At 64.5% G+C, this 12702-nt stretch carries 14 protein-coding genes, 1 tRNA gene and 1 pseudogene; 7 read left to right on the top strand and 9 right to left on the bottom strand.

Annotation, left to right across the window (positions count from 1 at the left end; translation table 11 throughout):
* Positions 1-98: 98 nt before the first annotated feature.
* From ubiV to ubiT, 3 genes are read right to left on the bottom strand one after another with little or no spacing between them, the layout of a single operon-like run.
* Entirely contained in the window at positions 99-989 is an 891-nt protein-coding gene (ubiV, locus tag XH88_RS11815; RefSeq protein WP_271615538.1) for a ubiquinone anaerobic biosynthesis protein UbiV, read from the bottom strand.
* Between the two features lie 30 nt (positions 990-1019).
* Positions 1020-1997, bottom strand: coding sequence for a ubiquinone anaerobic biosynthesis protein UbiU (gene ubiU / locus XH88_RS11820; protein ID WP_271615539.1), 978 nt, complete (start codon positions 1995-1997; stop codon positions 1020-1022).
* Positions 1997-2530, bottom strand: a complete 534-nt coding sequence (gene ubiT / locus XH88_RS11825; RefSeq protein WP_271615540.1) for a ubiquinone anaerobic biosynthesis accessory factor UbiT — start codon at positions 2528-2530, stop codon at positions 1997-1999. Before ubiT ends, ubiU begins: the two co-directional genes overlap by 1 nt.
* A gap of 140 nt (positions 2531-2670) precedes the next feature.
* Between ubiT and XH88_RS11830 the strand changes: the two genes are divergently transcribed.
* The 3 genes from XH88_RS11830 to XH88_RS11840 are packed head-to-tail and all read left to right on the top strand — an operon-like array spanning position 2671 to position 5231.
* Positions 2671-4146 (top strand): UbiD family decarboxylase, encoded by a 1476-nt coding sequence (locus XH88_RS11830; protein ID WP_271615541.1) that lies wholly within the window; start codon positions 2671-2673, stop codon positions 4144-4146.
* Entirely contained in the window at positions 4143-4727 is a 585-nt protein-coding gene (locus XH88_RS11835; RefSeq protein ID WP_271615542.1) for a UbiX family flavin prenyltransferase, read from the top strand. The genes XH88_RS11830 and XH88_RS11835 overlap by 4 nt, the downstream gene beginning before the upstream one ends.
* Before the next feature lie 48 nt (positions 4728-4775).
* The gene (locus XH88_RS11840; RefSeq protein WP_271615543.1) at positions 4776-5231 is read left to right on the top strand and encodes an NUDIX hydrolase; all 456 of its coding nucleotides are present in this window, start codon (positions 4776-4778) and stop codon (positions 5229-5231) included.
* 9 nt (positions 5232-5240) lie between these two features.
* Here XH88_RS11840 and XH88_RS11845 read toward each other — a convergent pair whose 3' ends face one another.
* Both XH88_RS11845 and XH88_RS11850 read right to left on the bottom strand, forming a co-directional pair.
* Entirely contained in the window at positions 5241-5486 is a 246-nt protein-coding gene (locus tag XH88_RS11845) for a hypothetical protein (RefSeq protein WP_271615544.1), read from the bottom strand.
* A gap of 31 nt (positions 5487-5517) precedes the next feature.
* Positions 5518-5970 (bottom strand): annotated as a pseudogene (locus XH88_RS11850) (L-2-amino-thiazoline-4-carboxylic acid hydrolase); the annotation flags it as partial.
* 281 nt (positions 5971-6251) lie between these two features.
* On the opposite strand from XH88_RS11850, the gene XH88_RS11855 reads away from it, so the two are divergent.
* Complete coding sequence (locus XH88_RS11855) at positions 6252-7538, top strand: heme-binding protein (RefSeq protein WP_271615545.1); 1287 nt, start codon at positions 6252-6254, stop codon at positions 7536-7538.
* Positions 7539-7565: 27 nt separating this feature from the next.
* Here XH88_RS11855 and XH88_RS11860 read toward each other — a convergent pair whose 3' ends face one another.
* The 4 genes from XH88_RS11860 to cpdR all read right to left on the bottom strand — a co-directional run bounded on the left by XH88_RS11860 (position 7566) and on the right by cpdR (position 9090).
* Positions 7566-8123 (bottom strand): DUF488 domain-containing protein, encoded by a 558-nt coding sequence (locus tag XH88_RS11860; RefSeq protein WP_271615546.1) that lies wholly within the window; start codon positions 8121-8123, stop codon positions 7566-7568.
* 29 nt (positions 8124-8152) lie between these two features.
* Positions 8153-8380 (bottom strand): DUF2945 domain-containing protein, encoded by a 228-nt coding sequence (locus XH88_RS11865; protein ID WP_271615547.1) that lies wholly within the window; start codon positions 8378-8380, stop codon positions 8153-8155.
* A 200-nt stretch (positions 8381-8580) separates the two neighbouring features.
* Positions 8581-8655: transfer RNA gene (locus tag XH88_RS11870), tRNA-Val, on the bottom strand.
* Between the two features lie 75 nt (positions 8656-8730).
* Positions 8731-9090: a cell cycle two-component system response regulator CpdR gene (gene cpdR / locus XH88_RS11875; protein ID WP_028179810.1), complete on the bottom strand. Its 360-nt coding sequence runs from the start codon at positions 9088-9090 to the stop codon at positions 8731-8733.
* 364 nt (positions 9091-9454) lie between these two features.
* Between cpdR and XH88_RS11880 the strand changes: the two genes are divergently transcribed.
* From XH88_RS11880 to XH88_RS11890, 3 genes are all read left to right on the top strand, one after another.
* A complete protein-coding gene (locus XH88_RS11880; RefSeq protein WP_271615548.1) occupies positions 9455-10345 on the top strand; it encodes an N-formylglutamate amidohydrolase in 891 nt (296 codons plus the stop codon).
* Positions 10346-10866: 521 nt separating this feature from the next.
* Entirely contained in the window at positions 10867-11649 is a 783-nt protein-coding gene (hisN, locus tag XH88_RS11885) for a histidinol-phosphatase (RefSeq protein WP_271615549.1), read from the top strand.
* Between the two features lie 21 nt (positions 11650-11670).
* The gene (locus XH88_RS11890; protein WP_271615550.1) at positions 11671-12648 is read left to right on the top strand and encodes a Bug family tripartite tricarboxylate transporter substrate binding protein; all 978 of its coding nucleotides are present in this window, start codon (positions 11671-11673) and stop codon (positions 12646-12648) included.
* Positions 12649-12702: the final 54 nt, after the last annotated feature.

A 12702-nucleotide genomic window follows, 5' to 3' on the forward strand; every position in this document is an offset into this window, starting at 1 on the left:
AATCGGCCATGCACTCGACGCCTTCACCTCCGAGGAATGCGCCAACTACCTCAAAAATTCAGGCTATCGGACCTAATGCCATCACGCTTTAGGTGCGGCTACGCGTGCGCGAAGGAAAAGCCGGGCTGGCCGCGGAGGAAGCCGTTGGCAAAGGCGACACCGGGATAAAGCTCCGCCAGGCGGCCGCTGGCCTCTTCGGCTGAACCACGCCCATCGAGCACATCGCGAAAGGTCCTGGCGACCGCGACCATGTCGCAATCCTGCGGCGACAGCCGCAGCGAGCCGATGCCCGCTTCGCGCAGCGCCGCGATATCACCGATGAGATTTGTGCAGGCATGCGACAGGCTCTGGACGCCGTTGATCGTCAGGAAGTCCTGCTGGTCGAGCGTCTTCAGCGCCAGCCCGTCCGGGTCCTTTTCGCAAACAAAGCGGCAATTGTCCTTGGAGAGCTTGTGCAGCCGTGCGTGGTAGCAGCGTCCCGCGATCGCCAGCGGCACCCGGCCGAAGGCGAACATCTCGACCACGGCCTGGGGCACCGCCGCGGCGATCACCGCCGCCGACGAGAGCGGCAGCTCGGGCGGCAGGCAGATTCGCGTGGCACCCTGCTGGACGTGAAAGGCGGCGCTGGTCTCGTTATAGATGTTGACGTAGGGGCCGATCGCATGCGGTCGGCCCCTGATCGACCGGAGGCAGGTCAGATCGTTCACCTCGACCAATCCGTTATCAGATGCGCAGAGCTCCTCGATCTGGCGCCGCTCGCGCCGCAGCGACACCAGGATCAGCGAACCCAGCAAGACCTGCTTGCCCGCCTGCTGCAGCCGCTCGATCACATCAGGAAGGTGCTCCGCAAAGAACGGAGCCCGTTTCGAGCACACGACCTCGCCCACCGACACGACGTCGACCGGCGCCTCGTCGGCGATCCGGAAATAGAAGTCGCGCCAGCGTTCGGGCGCCCAATTGTAGAGGACGGGCCCGAGACTAAGCTGCATCGGATTTCTCTCATTCGTATGCTGCATCGGTCATCGCCATGTCTTGCGATAGGCGCCGAGCGTGGAGGCCTGGCCTTCGGTGAACGGCTTCAGGCTGACGATATCGGCTTCGCTGCCATCCTCCAGCGTATCGAGCGCGCGGCGGAAATGACGGACCACGCTCTCGATATAGGCCCGTCCACGCTGGCGCCCCTCAATCTTCAGCGCGGCGACACCGGCGCTTTGCAAACCGCGAAGCAGCGTCGTCGCGTCGAGACTGACCGGGTCCTCGAAGATGTAACCATCGCCGAGCGCAGTGGAGAAGCGGCCCTTGCACAGGGTCGGATAACCCGCCGCTTCCTGCGGGGCGAAGCGGTTGATGGTGAAGCCGCCGAGCCTCGATGTCGTCCCCTGCGCGGTTTCCTCATAGGCGACGTGACTCGCCGGCGAGCAGACACCCTGCATGTTCGGCGATTTTCCGGTCGCATAGGACGATAGCGAGCAGCGCCCTTCCGCCATCACGCAGAGACCGCCGAATACGAAGACTTCCGTCTCGCAGGTCGTTTCGCGGATGATCTCGGCGATCTCCACGACGCTGAGCACGCGCGGCAGCACGACCCGGCGCGCCCGGAAGGTCTCGACATAGAAGGCGATGACATCCGGGTTGGCGGCCGCCGCCTGCACCGACACGTGCAGCCGCTGGTTCGGGTGGCGCCGTGCGACATAGTCCATCAACCCGATGTCGGCGACGATCAGCGCGTCCGCGCCGGCCTCTACGGCGTCATCGACCGCGCGCTGCCAGAGCGCGGTGGCCGAAGCGCGCGGAAACGTGTTGATGGCAACGAGGATGCGTGCGCCGCGATCGTGGGCGAACGCGATCCCCTTGCGCAGCTCATCGCGGCTGAAGTTCAGCCCGGGAAAATTGCGCGCATTGGTCTCGTCATTGAAGCCGCAATAGACCGCGTCCGCGCCGGCCTCGATCGCACTCCTGAGTGCAGCCGGCGTACCGGCGGGACAGATCAGCTCCATCACCTCTCCTCCTCCGGCGGGCCCGTGAGCCTGTCGCGCGCCAATTCGAACGAACGCCGCGCCGGCTCGCCCAGCGGACCGAACAGGGAGGCCAATTCTCCGGGGAGATCGAGTCCAGCATCGTCGATTGCATTGCGCAGGGCGAGCACCGCCTCCATGTTGCCCTCGATTCCAAGCTGGCGCGAAAACATCAGCGCATCGCCATCCACCCTGCCCTCGACCAGGGCAAGCAGGTTCGCAAGCGAGGTGGAGACGCGGGCATCCAGGCCTTGCGGCAGCTCGCGCACCACCAGAAGCCGCGGCGGAGCGGCCTCGACGATGAACGCAAACGGCAGATCCACCGGCTTGATCCCGAACCGCGCATATCGATGCTCGCCGAGCCTGTCGAGCAGGCCGGGATTGCGCCTGAGAATCCGCTGCAGGAAGCCGCCGAGAACAAGTTGCAGCGGCAACAGCGGCAGGGGACGGATCGCGAGAGTGAGAAGCGGCGGGATGGTCGGCAAGGGGCGGGACGCGACGGACGAATGACTCATGACATCATCTGAGCCGATTGCGCGCGGATGTATTTGACCGGGAACAAGGAAGAGCAAAATCGCGCCGGCTAGCTTGGTTTTTTTGGAAGGTTTCTCGCTTGCAACGTGACGTTCCCCGCCTTCGCGACTTATCCGACTTCGTGCGTTTCCTCGAAAGCAAGGGCCAGCTGCGACGCATTCGCGAGCCCGTCTCCGTGGTTCACGAGATCACGGAGATCCACCGGCGTGTCATCGGCGAGAGCGGCCCTGCATTATTGTTCGAACGGCCGGTCAAGGCCGACGGCCTTCCATCCGGCATGCCGCTCCTGACCAATCTGTTCGGCACGGTGGAGCGGACCGCATGGGGCATGGGCATCACGCCTGACAGGCTCGGCGAACTCGGCACGATGATGGCCGAGCTGCGCGCGCCGCGACCACCGCATGGCATTCGGGACGCCTGGCACAAGCTGCCGCTGGCGCGCGCTGCGCTTGCAACCCGGCCACGATCGCGGAGCGCCGCCCCGGTGCAGGATCGCGCCGTGATGGGCGAGGACATCGATCTTGCGAGACTGCCGGCGCAGATCTGCTGGCCGGGCGAACCCGCCCCTCTGATCACCTGGCCGCTGGTGATCACCACGCCACCTGACTCGGCGACATCAGACCAGGAGGAGAATGTCGGCGTCTATCGCATGCAAATCCTCGGTCGCGACCGTGCCATCATCCGCTGGCTCGCGCATCGCGGCGGCGCCCGGCATCATCAGCGATGGAAGGCGCTTGGACGCGACATGCCGGTGGCAATCGTCATCGGCGCCGACCCCGCGACCATCCTCGCCGCAGTGCTGCCGCTGCCCGAGGCCATCTCCGAGCTGCGCTTCGCCGGCATTCTGCGCGGCGAGCGGCCCGAACTGGCGCCATGTCTCACCGTGCCGCTCGAAGTCCCCGCGACGGCCGAGATCGTCATCGAAGGTTTCGTGTCGGCCACCGAAACCGCGGCCGAGGGACCCTACGGCGATCACACCGGCTATTACAATTCGGTCGAGCAGTTTCCGGTGCTCAAGGTCACCGCGATCACCTCGCGGCGGCAGCCGATCTATCTGTCGACCTTCACGGGGCGGGCGCCGGACGAGCCGTCGCGGATCGGGGAAGCCTTGAATCAATTGTTCGTGCCGCTCATCCGGCAGCAATTTCCCGAGGTGACCGATTGCTGGCTGCCGCCGGAGACGTGTTCCTACCGGGTCGCGATCGCGTCCATCAAGAAGCGCTATCCCGGCCAGGCACGGCGGCTGATGCTGGGCCTGTGGTCGATGCTGCCGCAGTTCAACTACACCAAGCTCCTGATCGTGGTCGACGACGACATCGACATCCACGACTGGCGCGAGGTGATGTGGGCCGTGGCGACGCGGAGCGACAGCTCGCGCGATCTCGTCACCCTCTCCGACACGCCGATCGACTATCTCGACTTCGCCTCGCCGAAATCCGGGCTCGGCGGCAAGCTCGGAATCGATGCCACCACGAAAATGCCGCCCGAGACGGAGCGGGCGTGGGGCGAGCCGCTGGCGATGGACCCTGCCGTGATCGCCAGGGTCGATGCGATGTGGCCCGCGCTCGGGCTCAGCGGGATACGGGAGCCCGCATGAGCGAGCGGCACGGCGTGATCGTCGGCATCAGCGGCGCCTCGGGCGCTGCGATCGGCATGCGCATCGTCGAGCGGCTGGCGGAGCATCCGCGCTGCGCCGTGCATCTGGTGATCTCGCCCGCAGCCGAGCGGACACTGACCGAGGAGATCGGCGCGGACGCGCTGCCGCGGCTGCGCGCCCTCGCCTTCCGCGATCACGCGCCATCGGAGATCGGCGCCAGCATCGCCAGCGGCTCGTTTCCGGTGAGCGGCATGATCGTCGCGCCCTGCTCGATCCGGACGCTGTCGGCGATCGCTTGGGGGCAGCTCGACAATCTGCTGGTGCGCGCCGCCGACGTGCAGCTCAAGGAGCGGCGGCGCCTGGTGCTCTTGGTGCGCGAGAGCCCGCTGCATCTCGGACACCTGCGCGCGATGGTGCAGGCCACCGAGATCGGCGCGATCATTGCTCCGCCCCTGCCCGCGTTCTATTTGAAGCCGCAGTCGCTGGACGAGATGGTCGACCAGATCGCCTGCCGTGCGATCAATCTCCTCGGCCTGCCGAACATCTCCGCACCGGCCTTGCAATGGCGCGGCGAGGCCTAAGCCCAGGCGGCGATTGCGACGCGGCCCAAAGATGTCTAACGATGCCGCATGACCACATGGCGCCCTCATCCTCACATTCGGGTCGTTGCGATCGGCCTGCACTGGCGCGCCGGGCGGCTGCTTGCGGCCGAGGTGCGCGATGATGCGGGGCGGATCAAGGGCGTGCGTCCGCTCGGCGGCGAGATCGAATTCGGCGAGAGCTGGCGGGCTGCGCTCGTGCGCGAGTTCAACGAGGAGCTCGGCATCGATGTCACCATCACGGGCGAGCCATTGATGGTGGAGAATATTTTTGCGCACGAGGGCGCGACCGGGCATGAGGTGATGTTCATCGCCGAAATCGCGTTTCCGGCCGGCGCGTTCGATAGCGAGGACCGCATCGACTTCCGCGAGGACAACGGACAGGAGATCATCGCCCGCTGGTTCGATCTCGCCGATCTCGACGTCGAAGGCGGTCCGAGCCTCTATCCGACCGGGCTGAAGGACTTGTTGCTCAGGCGCAATTGACAGTTCCTACTACCACGTCTCTGCGCCCGGGATTTTCTTGCGCACCGCCATGCGCTGGATCCAGATGCAGCGACGGACCGATCTGCTGGAGCGACCGACGGCAGATATCCCCTCGCCGGCCTGAAGCAGCGGCGCCACGGCCTCGCGCAACGCGCGGCAGCGCTGAAGCTCGGCCTGCCAGTCAAGGATTGCGGCGTCCGCGCCGGATGCCGTCAGGGCAAAGGCTGTCAGGGCAAGACAAATCGTCCGCGTCATTCACGCTCCCTTTCGTTGGTCCATTCAGGACGCGCCGGTAGCGGAAGTCGCAATGATCGGCGCCTTGCATGATGGTCTGCGTGCGCGTCAGCCTGATGTCCGGGTCGAACCCTTCCGCGGCGGCAAAATCGGCGGTGCAGACCAGGAGAAAGCCGAGCTCCGGCTCACCGAGCGCCTTGTAGAACTCGGCATAGGCGCATCGCTTCACGTCGAAGGTGAAAACGTCCTGGTTCTGTTCGATCACCTCATAGGCGAGCGCATCATCGCGCGCATAGGTCTTGAATGCGGACGACACCGCCACGGCGAGATCGGGCTCGTTCTTGGCTCGCCAGAATTCCTCTCCGAAGCGGCGATAGAGATCGCCGAGCGTCTTGCGCACCAGCGCGTTCGCACGCGCCTCGCCGAGCTCTGCCTGCAGCGCTTTGACCAGCGGCACCAGGACCTGCGCCTGGATCTTCGCCTGTTCGATGACGGATATGCTCATGGACGGCCCGCCTGTGAAATGGAACACACTCGAAGCACCGCTCAGGTTGTATCATAATCGAGATGTAACCAAGACGAAACGGTGCGCACGACCCCGTATCTATTCCTCGATTATCTCATCCTCGAACATTGAGTTGGAATCTCCCGCGCAGGGTGAGGCGAAACATCCCAGCGCCGGACACGCCCCTGGCGATCGCGATCAATTTCGAAAACTCCGACGTCCCGCCGAGTTCGGCGGTGCGACGGCCGCCTCGCGCTTGCCGCCATCGAGAGGAACGCCCCATGGACGAAGCCAAGCCGCTCACCAGCGCCTTTAGCAGAACCGCGAATTTCTCCATCCACCAGGTCGACAGTGTGTTCAGGGCGGCCGCGCATGCCGCCGCCATCCCCGCTGCCGTGTCTGTTACCCTGCCGCCCACGCTCGGGCCGCTCTCGGCCTTCACCGGCACGTTCACGGGACAGGGGTTCAACACGATCTTCCGGCCGGACAGCGCGACGACGCCGACCCGGATGCCGGGGCCGATCAACACCACCGACCCGCCCGACAATGTGCTGGAGCTGAACCTCACCGACGAGACGATGTCGTTCTCGAACGATCTCGGCTCGATCCCGAATCGCGGCTCGGGCCCGCAGGCCGATGCCTTCCTGAACGGCGTGCCGTATCTCCAGACCGTCAACGACGTCACCACGGGAACGCCGGTCGGCATTCACTTCGAGCCCGGCATCTGGCTCGCGGTGCCCCCCACCACCAATCCGCACGAACCGTTCACCGTCGCACGCATGGCCTCGATCCCGCACGGCACGACGATCACCGCGCAAGGCACCGCACTCCCGGCCGTGGCCGGCAAGCCGACCATCGCGGCGATCGACATCACGCCGTTCTTCGGCGGCAATCCGGCCAACAGGTTCACGTTCCAGAACCAGACCGCCGCCAACACGACCACACGCAGGCTGCCGCAGGATCTCACTGCGCTGATCGCCGCCGGCAAGCTGACGCAGGCCATGATCACCAATCCGAACACGGTGCTGCGCAACCAGATCGCCCATCAGACCATCAGCCAGACCATCGTCATCGAGACCTCGACCAGGCCGGGCTCGCCGCTGTCAGGCGGTCCTTTGCCGGCCGTCGCGTCGGCGGGACCGCATCCGCAGGCGCCGAGCGTCGCTGGCGGCGCCGCGAACATCGCATTCCTGCAAGGCGTGCCTGCGCCGCTGCCGGGCGGCAACGGCGCCAACGCCAATGCCTTCCAGATGGATGCGGTGTTCTGGATCGAAACTGTCATCTACGACATCGACGTGCCGCGCATCGCCTCGGGCGAGCCGCCGATCATCCTGCAACCCCTGCAGAAGGGCATGGTGCCGCTGGTGCCGAGCTTCGTCGCCACGATTCCACTCGTGCCGGGCAAGGCTTTTGCCGGCGGCCGCGTGCGGGTGGCGACCACGCAGATCCAGTACTCGCAGAAGGTCGTGCTGGATTTCAATGGCCTCAGCTGGCCGCACGTCTCCGTTGCCTCGCTGGTGCCGGCCGCACCGGTGCCGATTCCGGAGCATCTGCTGCCGCTGACGTGAGCGCGGATGGGCGAGGCCCGGATCTTATCAGGCGCTGCGGGCGGCAGTTGGCGCCTGCGCGGGGTAATCGAGCCGGCCGTCGGGCAGGACATGCGCGGCTGGATTGATGCTGGCCACGTCGACCTGTCCGGGGCCAAGAATGTGAAACACCGTCTCACCGGCGGCGAGCAGGTAATCGGTGATGATCCGGCGGTGACATCGCCACCACAATGTCTCTGCACACATGATGGCGCAGCGCTGCACCTGCCCGAGTTCGCGCAAATGGGCGAGGCCATCGTGAAACGCCGCGCCCATGGCGTGGTCGGCGTAATTGTGGAAGCTGTCGTTCTGCCAGAAGGCGTTGGTCTCGCGCGGCACCTCGCGCTTGCGGCCGCGCAGGCCGCCGAGCGAAGCGATGTGCTCATAGCCGATCGAAACGGTCGCAAGCGATTGCGGTAGGGTTTCGCGATTATACTGCGGGTTGGTGCGCGAGCGGGGCACGGTGCGGACATCGGCCACGAAGGTGACCGAGCTGCCGCGCAGGAGCGCAACGAATTCCTCGATCGAACGTGTCGCATGGCCGATGGTGAAGAAGGGATGAGCCATGGGATTCCTCGTCGGCTCGCTTGCGCCGCTCAGCTCTTGAGCCGCCGCAACGCCTTGCCCTTGTGCAGAGCGACATGGTCGGTCTTGTCGCTCTTGATCTCGTATTGGGGATCGTCGGGCGAGGCGTGGTGAGTGTGGCCCTTGTAGTCGACGTCCTTGGTGTGGATGCGCAGGATGTGGCCACATACGCGGCCGGCCTCGGAATTCCAGCTGACGTGATCGCCACGGTGGAAGGGTTTGTGGGAGGCTTTGGGCATGGCGGAACAATGCCGGCGTGCGGGGTGTGTTCCAAGGTAACGGAGGATGACGCTCCAGTCCGTCTTCGCTCTTCGAGCTACACCGACGCTTCGCCGTGATCGTTGGAAAGTGGCTTGCCGAGCCGTAGCTCGCGGCGCCAGCCCGCCTGCGCCCTTTGGGCTTCGGCGCGGCATCCTTCTCTCGCTTCGCGAGCGAAGGATGGTGGGCACGACAGGGATCGAACCTGTGACCCCTACCATGTCAAGGTAGTGCTCTCCCGCTGAGCTACGTGCCCTAAAAGTCCACTTACGTCGGGTGGGGTCCCTATAACGGCTCAAGGGAGCCGGCGCAAGGACGGAACGGGGCCGATTTAGGCCGCCAGCATCTTGTTCACTTCGCTCACCAATTCGCGCAAATGAACGGGCTTCGACAGCACCTTGGCGTTCTTGGGGGCGTCCGAATCCGAGTTCAGGGCGACCGCGGCGAAGCCGGTGATGAACATGATCTTGATATCAGGATCGAGTTCCGAGGCCCGGCGGGCGAGCTCGATACCGTCCATCTCCGGCATCACGATGTCGGTGAGCAGCATCTCGAACGGCTCCTCCCTGAGCCGCTGATAGGCGGCCATGCCGTTGTCATGGGACGAGACCTGAAAACCGGCATTTTCCAGCGCCTTGACCAGGAAACGGCGCATGTCGTTGTCGTCTTCAGCGAGCAGGATTTTTGCCATGGCAGGAACGTCGAATCCCCAGAGGATATGCAGAGGCCACTAAGCCCGACAGAGGGTAAATTTGGGGTGAAAATCTTAACCCTCGGGCTCGTGCTGCGAGGGGTGTTGTGAACCGGAATGGGCCGTGAATCAATTCCGCCCCACCTGCGATCCCCGCCTGCTTGCCCGCACAGTTAAGAGGCGTTCCAGCGCGCCCATCATATCTTTTCGCTTGGCAGAATGGTTGCGATTCCGGACAATGATGACACATAGAGCCGCTCGATCGGCCGAATCACTTCGATCCGGAGCTTTGCCGGATCTCGCGACGCCGAACCTTGCGGCGTGAAGGGACGAAGCCTGAGAGTAACGGACAAAGCCTGAGAAGATGACCCGGTTTGACGGCGACACGTCGCCAGCCTTCGAGATCGTGGAGCCCGCCGAGTGGCGCGCGCCCGTTATCTTCAACTCGCCCCATTCCGGCTCGCGTTATCCGGACGAATTCCTCGCGGCCTCGCGGATCGACCTGCCGCAACTCCGGCGCTCCGAAGATTCCTTCATGGACGAGCTGATCGGCCATCTCAGCACGCGCGGCTTTCCGACCGTGCGGGTCAACTTTCCCCGCTCCTTCGTCGACGTCAACCGCGAGCCCTATGAGCTCGATCCCCGGATGTTCACCGGACGCCTGCCGAGCTTTGCCAACACCCGCTCAATGCGGGTCGCGGGCGGATTGGGCACGATTCCGCGCGTCGTCGGCGACGGCCAGGAGATCTATCGCGACCGCATCCTGGTCGACGATGCGCTGGCGCGGATCGAGACGCTCTACAAGCCTTATCATCGTGCGCTGCGCCGGCTGATCAACAAGGTGCACCAGATGTTCGGCGCCGTGGTGCTGGTCGACTGCCATTCGATGCCGTCGGTCGGCGTCAGCAGGGACGAGCCGCGCCGCCCCGACATCGTGATCGGCGACCGCTATGGCACGAGCTGCACACCGCTGCTGCCCGACCGGGTCGAGGAAACCATGACGGGGCTCGGCTATTCGATCGGCCGCAACAAGCCTTATGCCGGCGGCTTCATCACCGAACATTACGGCAACCCGGCCAGCGGCCTGCACGCCGTACAGCTCGAACTCAACCGCGCGATCTACATGGACGAACGGCGGCGCGAGCGCGGCCCGCGCTTTGCGCAAGTGGCGAGCGACTTCGGCATCCTTGCCGACGTGCTGGCGACCACGATCCCGTTCGGCGATATCGGACCGTTCCAGGCCGCGGCGGAATAGACGAAGCTTTCAAACGATCGGGCCGCGCGCATCCCGTGCGGACGCGTTTTCGCTTTCCGTGAATATGCGCGTGAAACTGAAAGCGGGCGCACCCAAGAAAAAAGGGCCGCTTCTGATGAAGAAGCGGCCCAAGTCTAGGGAGGAAACGCCCAAGGAGGGCAGCGGTAACGCCAAGCGCTACCGCACCGCAACAATATGCGGCCGCGCCGCACAAAGTGCAAGGGCTTTTGAGCCGATTCCCATGCAAAAAGACATGGCTCATTTGCTTCCAGCGAAATCCAGATTCAGCTTCTTTGATAAGGAATTTCAATGGGTTGATAGTCATTTGCATACGAACAAGGCATACTGGGAACTAAGTTCTCAATACCGTGATCGATATTTGGCCAGCATATGGCTCGTCCGAGGCGATCGGCCCCCGCATCCAAAATACCAGGGTGCAAATCAAGACAGCGCTGCACGCGAGAGGCGAATTGAGCTAGCTAGATGCGAGCTTCACCCGACTTTCGTTTTGAGGATGCGCCGTGACGGTGATCGACTTCTCAGCCTTCATCGGACGGCTTGCCACCGCCTCCGGCGAAACCATCCTGCCGTTCTTCCGCACCTCGCTGTCCATCGACGACAAGAGTAAGACCAAGGATTTCGATCCCGTCACGGAGGCCGACCGGGCCGCGGAAGCGGTGATGCGGCGGCTGATCAAGGCCAGCTTTCCCCAGCATGGCATCGTGGGCGAGGAATTCGGCAATGAGCGCGAGGACGCCGACTATGTCTGGGTGCTCGACCCCATCGACGGCACAAAATCGTTCATCGGCGGCTTTCCGATCTGGGGCACGCTGATCGCGCTCCTGCACAAGGGCACGCCGGTGTACGGCATGATGCACCAGCCCTTCATCGGCGAACGCTTTTCCGGCGACAACGGCTCGGCCAACTACAAGGGCCCTTCCGGCGAGCGTCGACTTCAGGTCCGCCGCTGCGCCGCGCTGTCGGAGGCGACAACCTACACCACCAGCCCGCTGCTGATGAACGAGCACGACCGCGCCATTTTCGGCCGCATCGAGCAGGGCGCACGACTGTCGCGCTATGGCGGCGATTGCTATTCCTACTGCATGCTAGCGGCTGGCCACGTCGATCTCGTGGTCGAGACCGAGCTGAAGCCTTACGATATCGCGGCGCTGATCCCGATCGTGACCGGTGCCGGCGGCATCGTCACCACCTGGGAAGGCAAGCCGGCGCAGAGCGGCGGCCGCATCGTCGCGGCCGGCGACGCCAGGGTTCATGAAGAGGCACTGAAGCTGCTGAACCAATAGCAATGCGAGCGGGAGGCTTGCATGACCATCTCACGCAGGCTGCTCGTTCATTCGCTCCTGGGATTGTTCCTGCTGCCGCCGCCCATGGCGTCGGCCCAGAATTTTCCTGCAAAACCAATCAAGCTGATCGTGCCGTTCCCGGCCGGCGGCCCCAATGACATCATCGCCCGCGTCATCGGCCAGCGTATGTCGGAACTGGCGGGGCAACCTATCCTGATCGACAATCGCGGCGGCCAGGGCGGCGTGCTTGGAACCGATGCGGTCGCCAAGAGTGCGCCGGACGGCTACACCATCGCCATCTCCTCGGCCGGTGCGCTCGCGATCAGCCCGAGCATGGAGAAGGTCGCATACGACACGCTGGCCGACCTCACGCCGGTGACGCTGGTCGCGACCGTTCCGGAAATGCTCGTCGTGCCGACCAACGTGCCGGCCAAGGACATCGGCGAATTGATCGCGCTCGCCAAGTCGCAGCCGGGAAAACTCAACTTCGCCTCTTCAGGTCCCGGCAGCCTGCCGCACCTCGCCGGTGAATTGTTCAAGTTGACGGCCCAGATCGACATCGTGCACGTGCCCTATCGCGGTGCAGCTCCCGCGGTGAACGATCTCCTGGGCCAGCAGGTGCAGATGACCTTTCTCGATCTCCCGGTGTTGCTGCCGCAAATCAAGGCCGGCGCCTTGAGGCCGATCGCGGTCGGATCAATGGCGCGCGCCCCGACCGCCCCCGACGTGCCGACCACGAAGGAAGCGGGCTTTCCGGATCTGCGTATCGAGAACTGGTACGGCATGGTCGCCCCCAAGGGCACGCCGAAGCAAATCGTCACCGCGCTGCATGACCTCGCCACCAAGGCCATGGCGGATTCCGCGGTGAAGGAGAAGCTCGCCCAGCAAGGCGCGACGCTGGTCGGCGACGAGCCCGAGCACTTTCGAAAGTTCATCGCGGACGAGACCGCGAAATGGGCCAAGGTGATCAAGGACGCCGGCGTCGAGACGGCGAAGTAGCGGTCGATGCCGAGCAAGCCGAGGGTGCGAGGCTCCAGCGAGATCGGCGCTGAC

It is taken from the genome of Bradyrhizobium sp. CCBAU 51627 (assembly GCF_028128765.1).
Classification (GTDB): Bacteria; Pseudomonadota; Alphaproteobacteria; order Rhizobiales; family Xanthobacteraceae; genus Bradyrhizobium.

What these genes read in the sequence shown, in the direction of transcription:
- ubiV (WP_271615538.1), bottom strand. Translation starts at nt 989, where the DNA reads ATGCAGCTTAGTCTCGGGCCCGTCCTCTACAATTGGGCGCCCGAACGC.
- ubiU (WP_271615539.1), bottom strand. Translation starts at nt 1,997, where the DNA reads ATGGAGCTGATCTGTCCCGCCGGTACGCCGGCTGCACTCAGGAGTGCG.
- ubiT (WP_271615540.1), bottom strand. Translation starts at nt 2,530, where the DNA reads ATGAGTCATTCGTCCGTCGCGTCCCGCCCCTTGCCGACCATCCCGCCG.
- XH88_RS11835 (WP_271615542.1), top strand. Translation starts at nt 4,143, where the DNA reads ATGAGCGAGCGGCACGGCGTGATCGTCGGCATCAGCGGCGCCTCGGGC.
- XH88_RS11840 (WP_271615543.1), top strand. Translation starts at nt 4,776, where the DNA reads ATGACCACATGGCGCCCTCATCCTCACATTCGGGTCGTTGCGATCGGC.
- XH88_RS11845 (WP_271615544.1), bottom strand. Translation starts at nt 5,486, where the DNA reads ATGACGCGGACGATTTGTCTTGCCCTGACAGCCTTTGCCCTGACGGCA.
- XH88_RS11855 (WP_271615545.1), top strand. Translation starts at nt 6,252, where the DNA reads ATGGACGAAGCCAAGCCGCTCACCAGCGCCTTTAGCAGAACCGCGAAT.
- XH88_RS11860 (WP_271615546.1), bottom strand. Translation starts at nt 8,123, where the DNA reads ATGGCTCATCCCTTCTTCACCATCGGCCATGCGACACGTTCGATCGAG.
- XH88_RS11865 (WP_271615547.1), bottom strand. Translation starts at nt 8,380, where the DNA reads ATGCCCAAAGCCTCCCACAAACCCTTCCACCGTGGCGATCACGTCAGC.
- cpdR (WP_028179810.1), bottom strand. Translation starts at nt 9,090, where the DNA reads ATGGCAAAAATCCTGCTCGCTGAAGACGACAACGACATGCGCCGTTTC.
- XH88_RS11880 (WP_271615548.1), top strand. Translation starts at nt 9,455, where the DNA reads ATGACCCGGTTTGACGGCGACACGTCGCCAGCCTTCGAGATCGTGGAG.
- XH88_RS11890 (WP_271615550.1), top strand. Translation starts at nt 11,671, where the DNA reads ATGACCATCTCACGCAGGCTGCTCGTTCATTCGCTCCTGGGATTGTTC.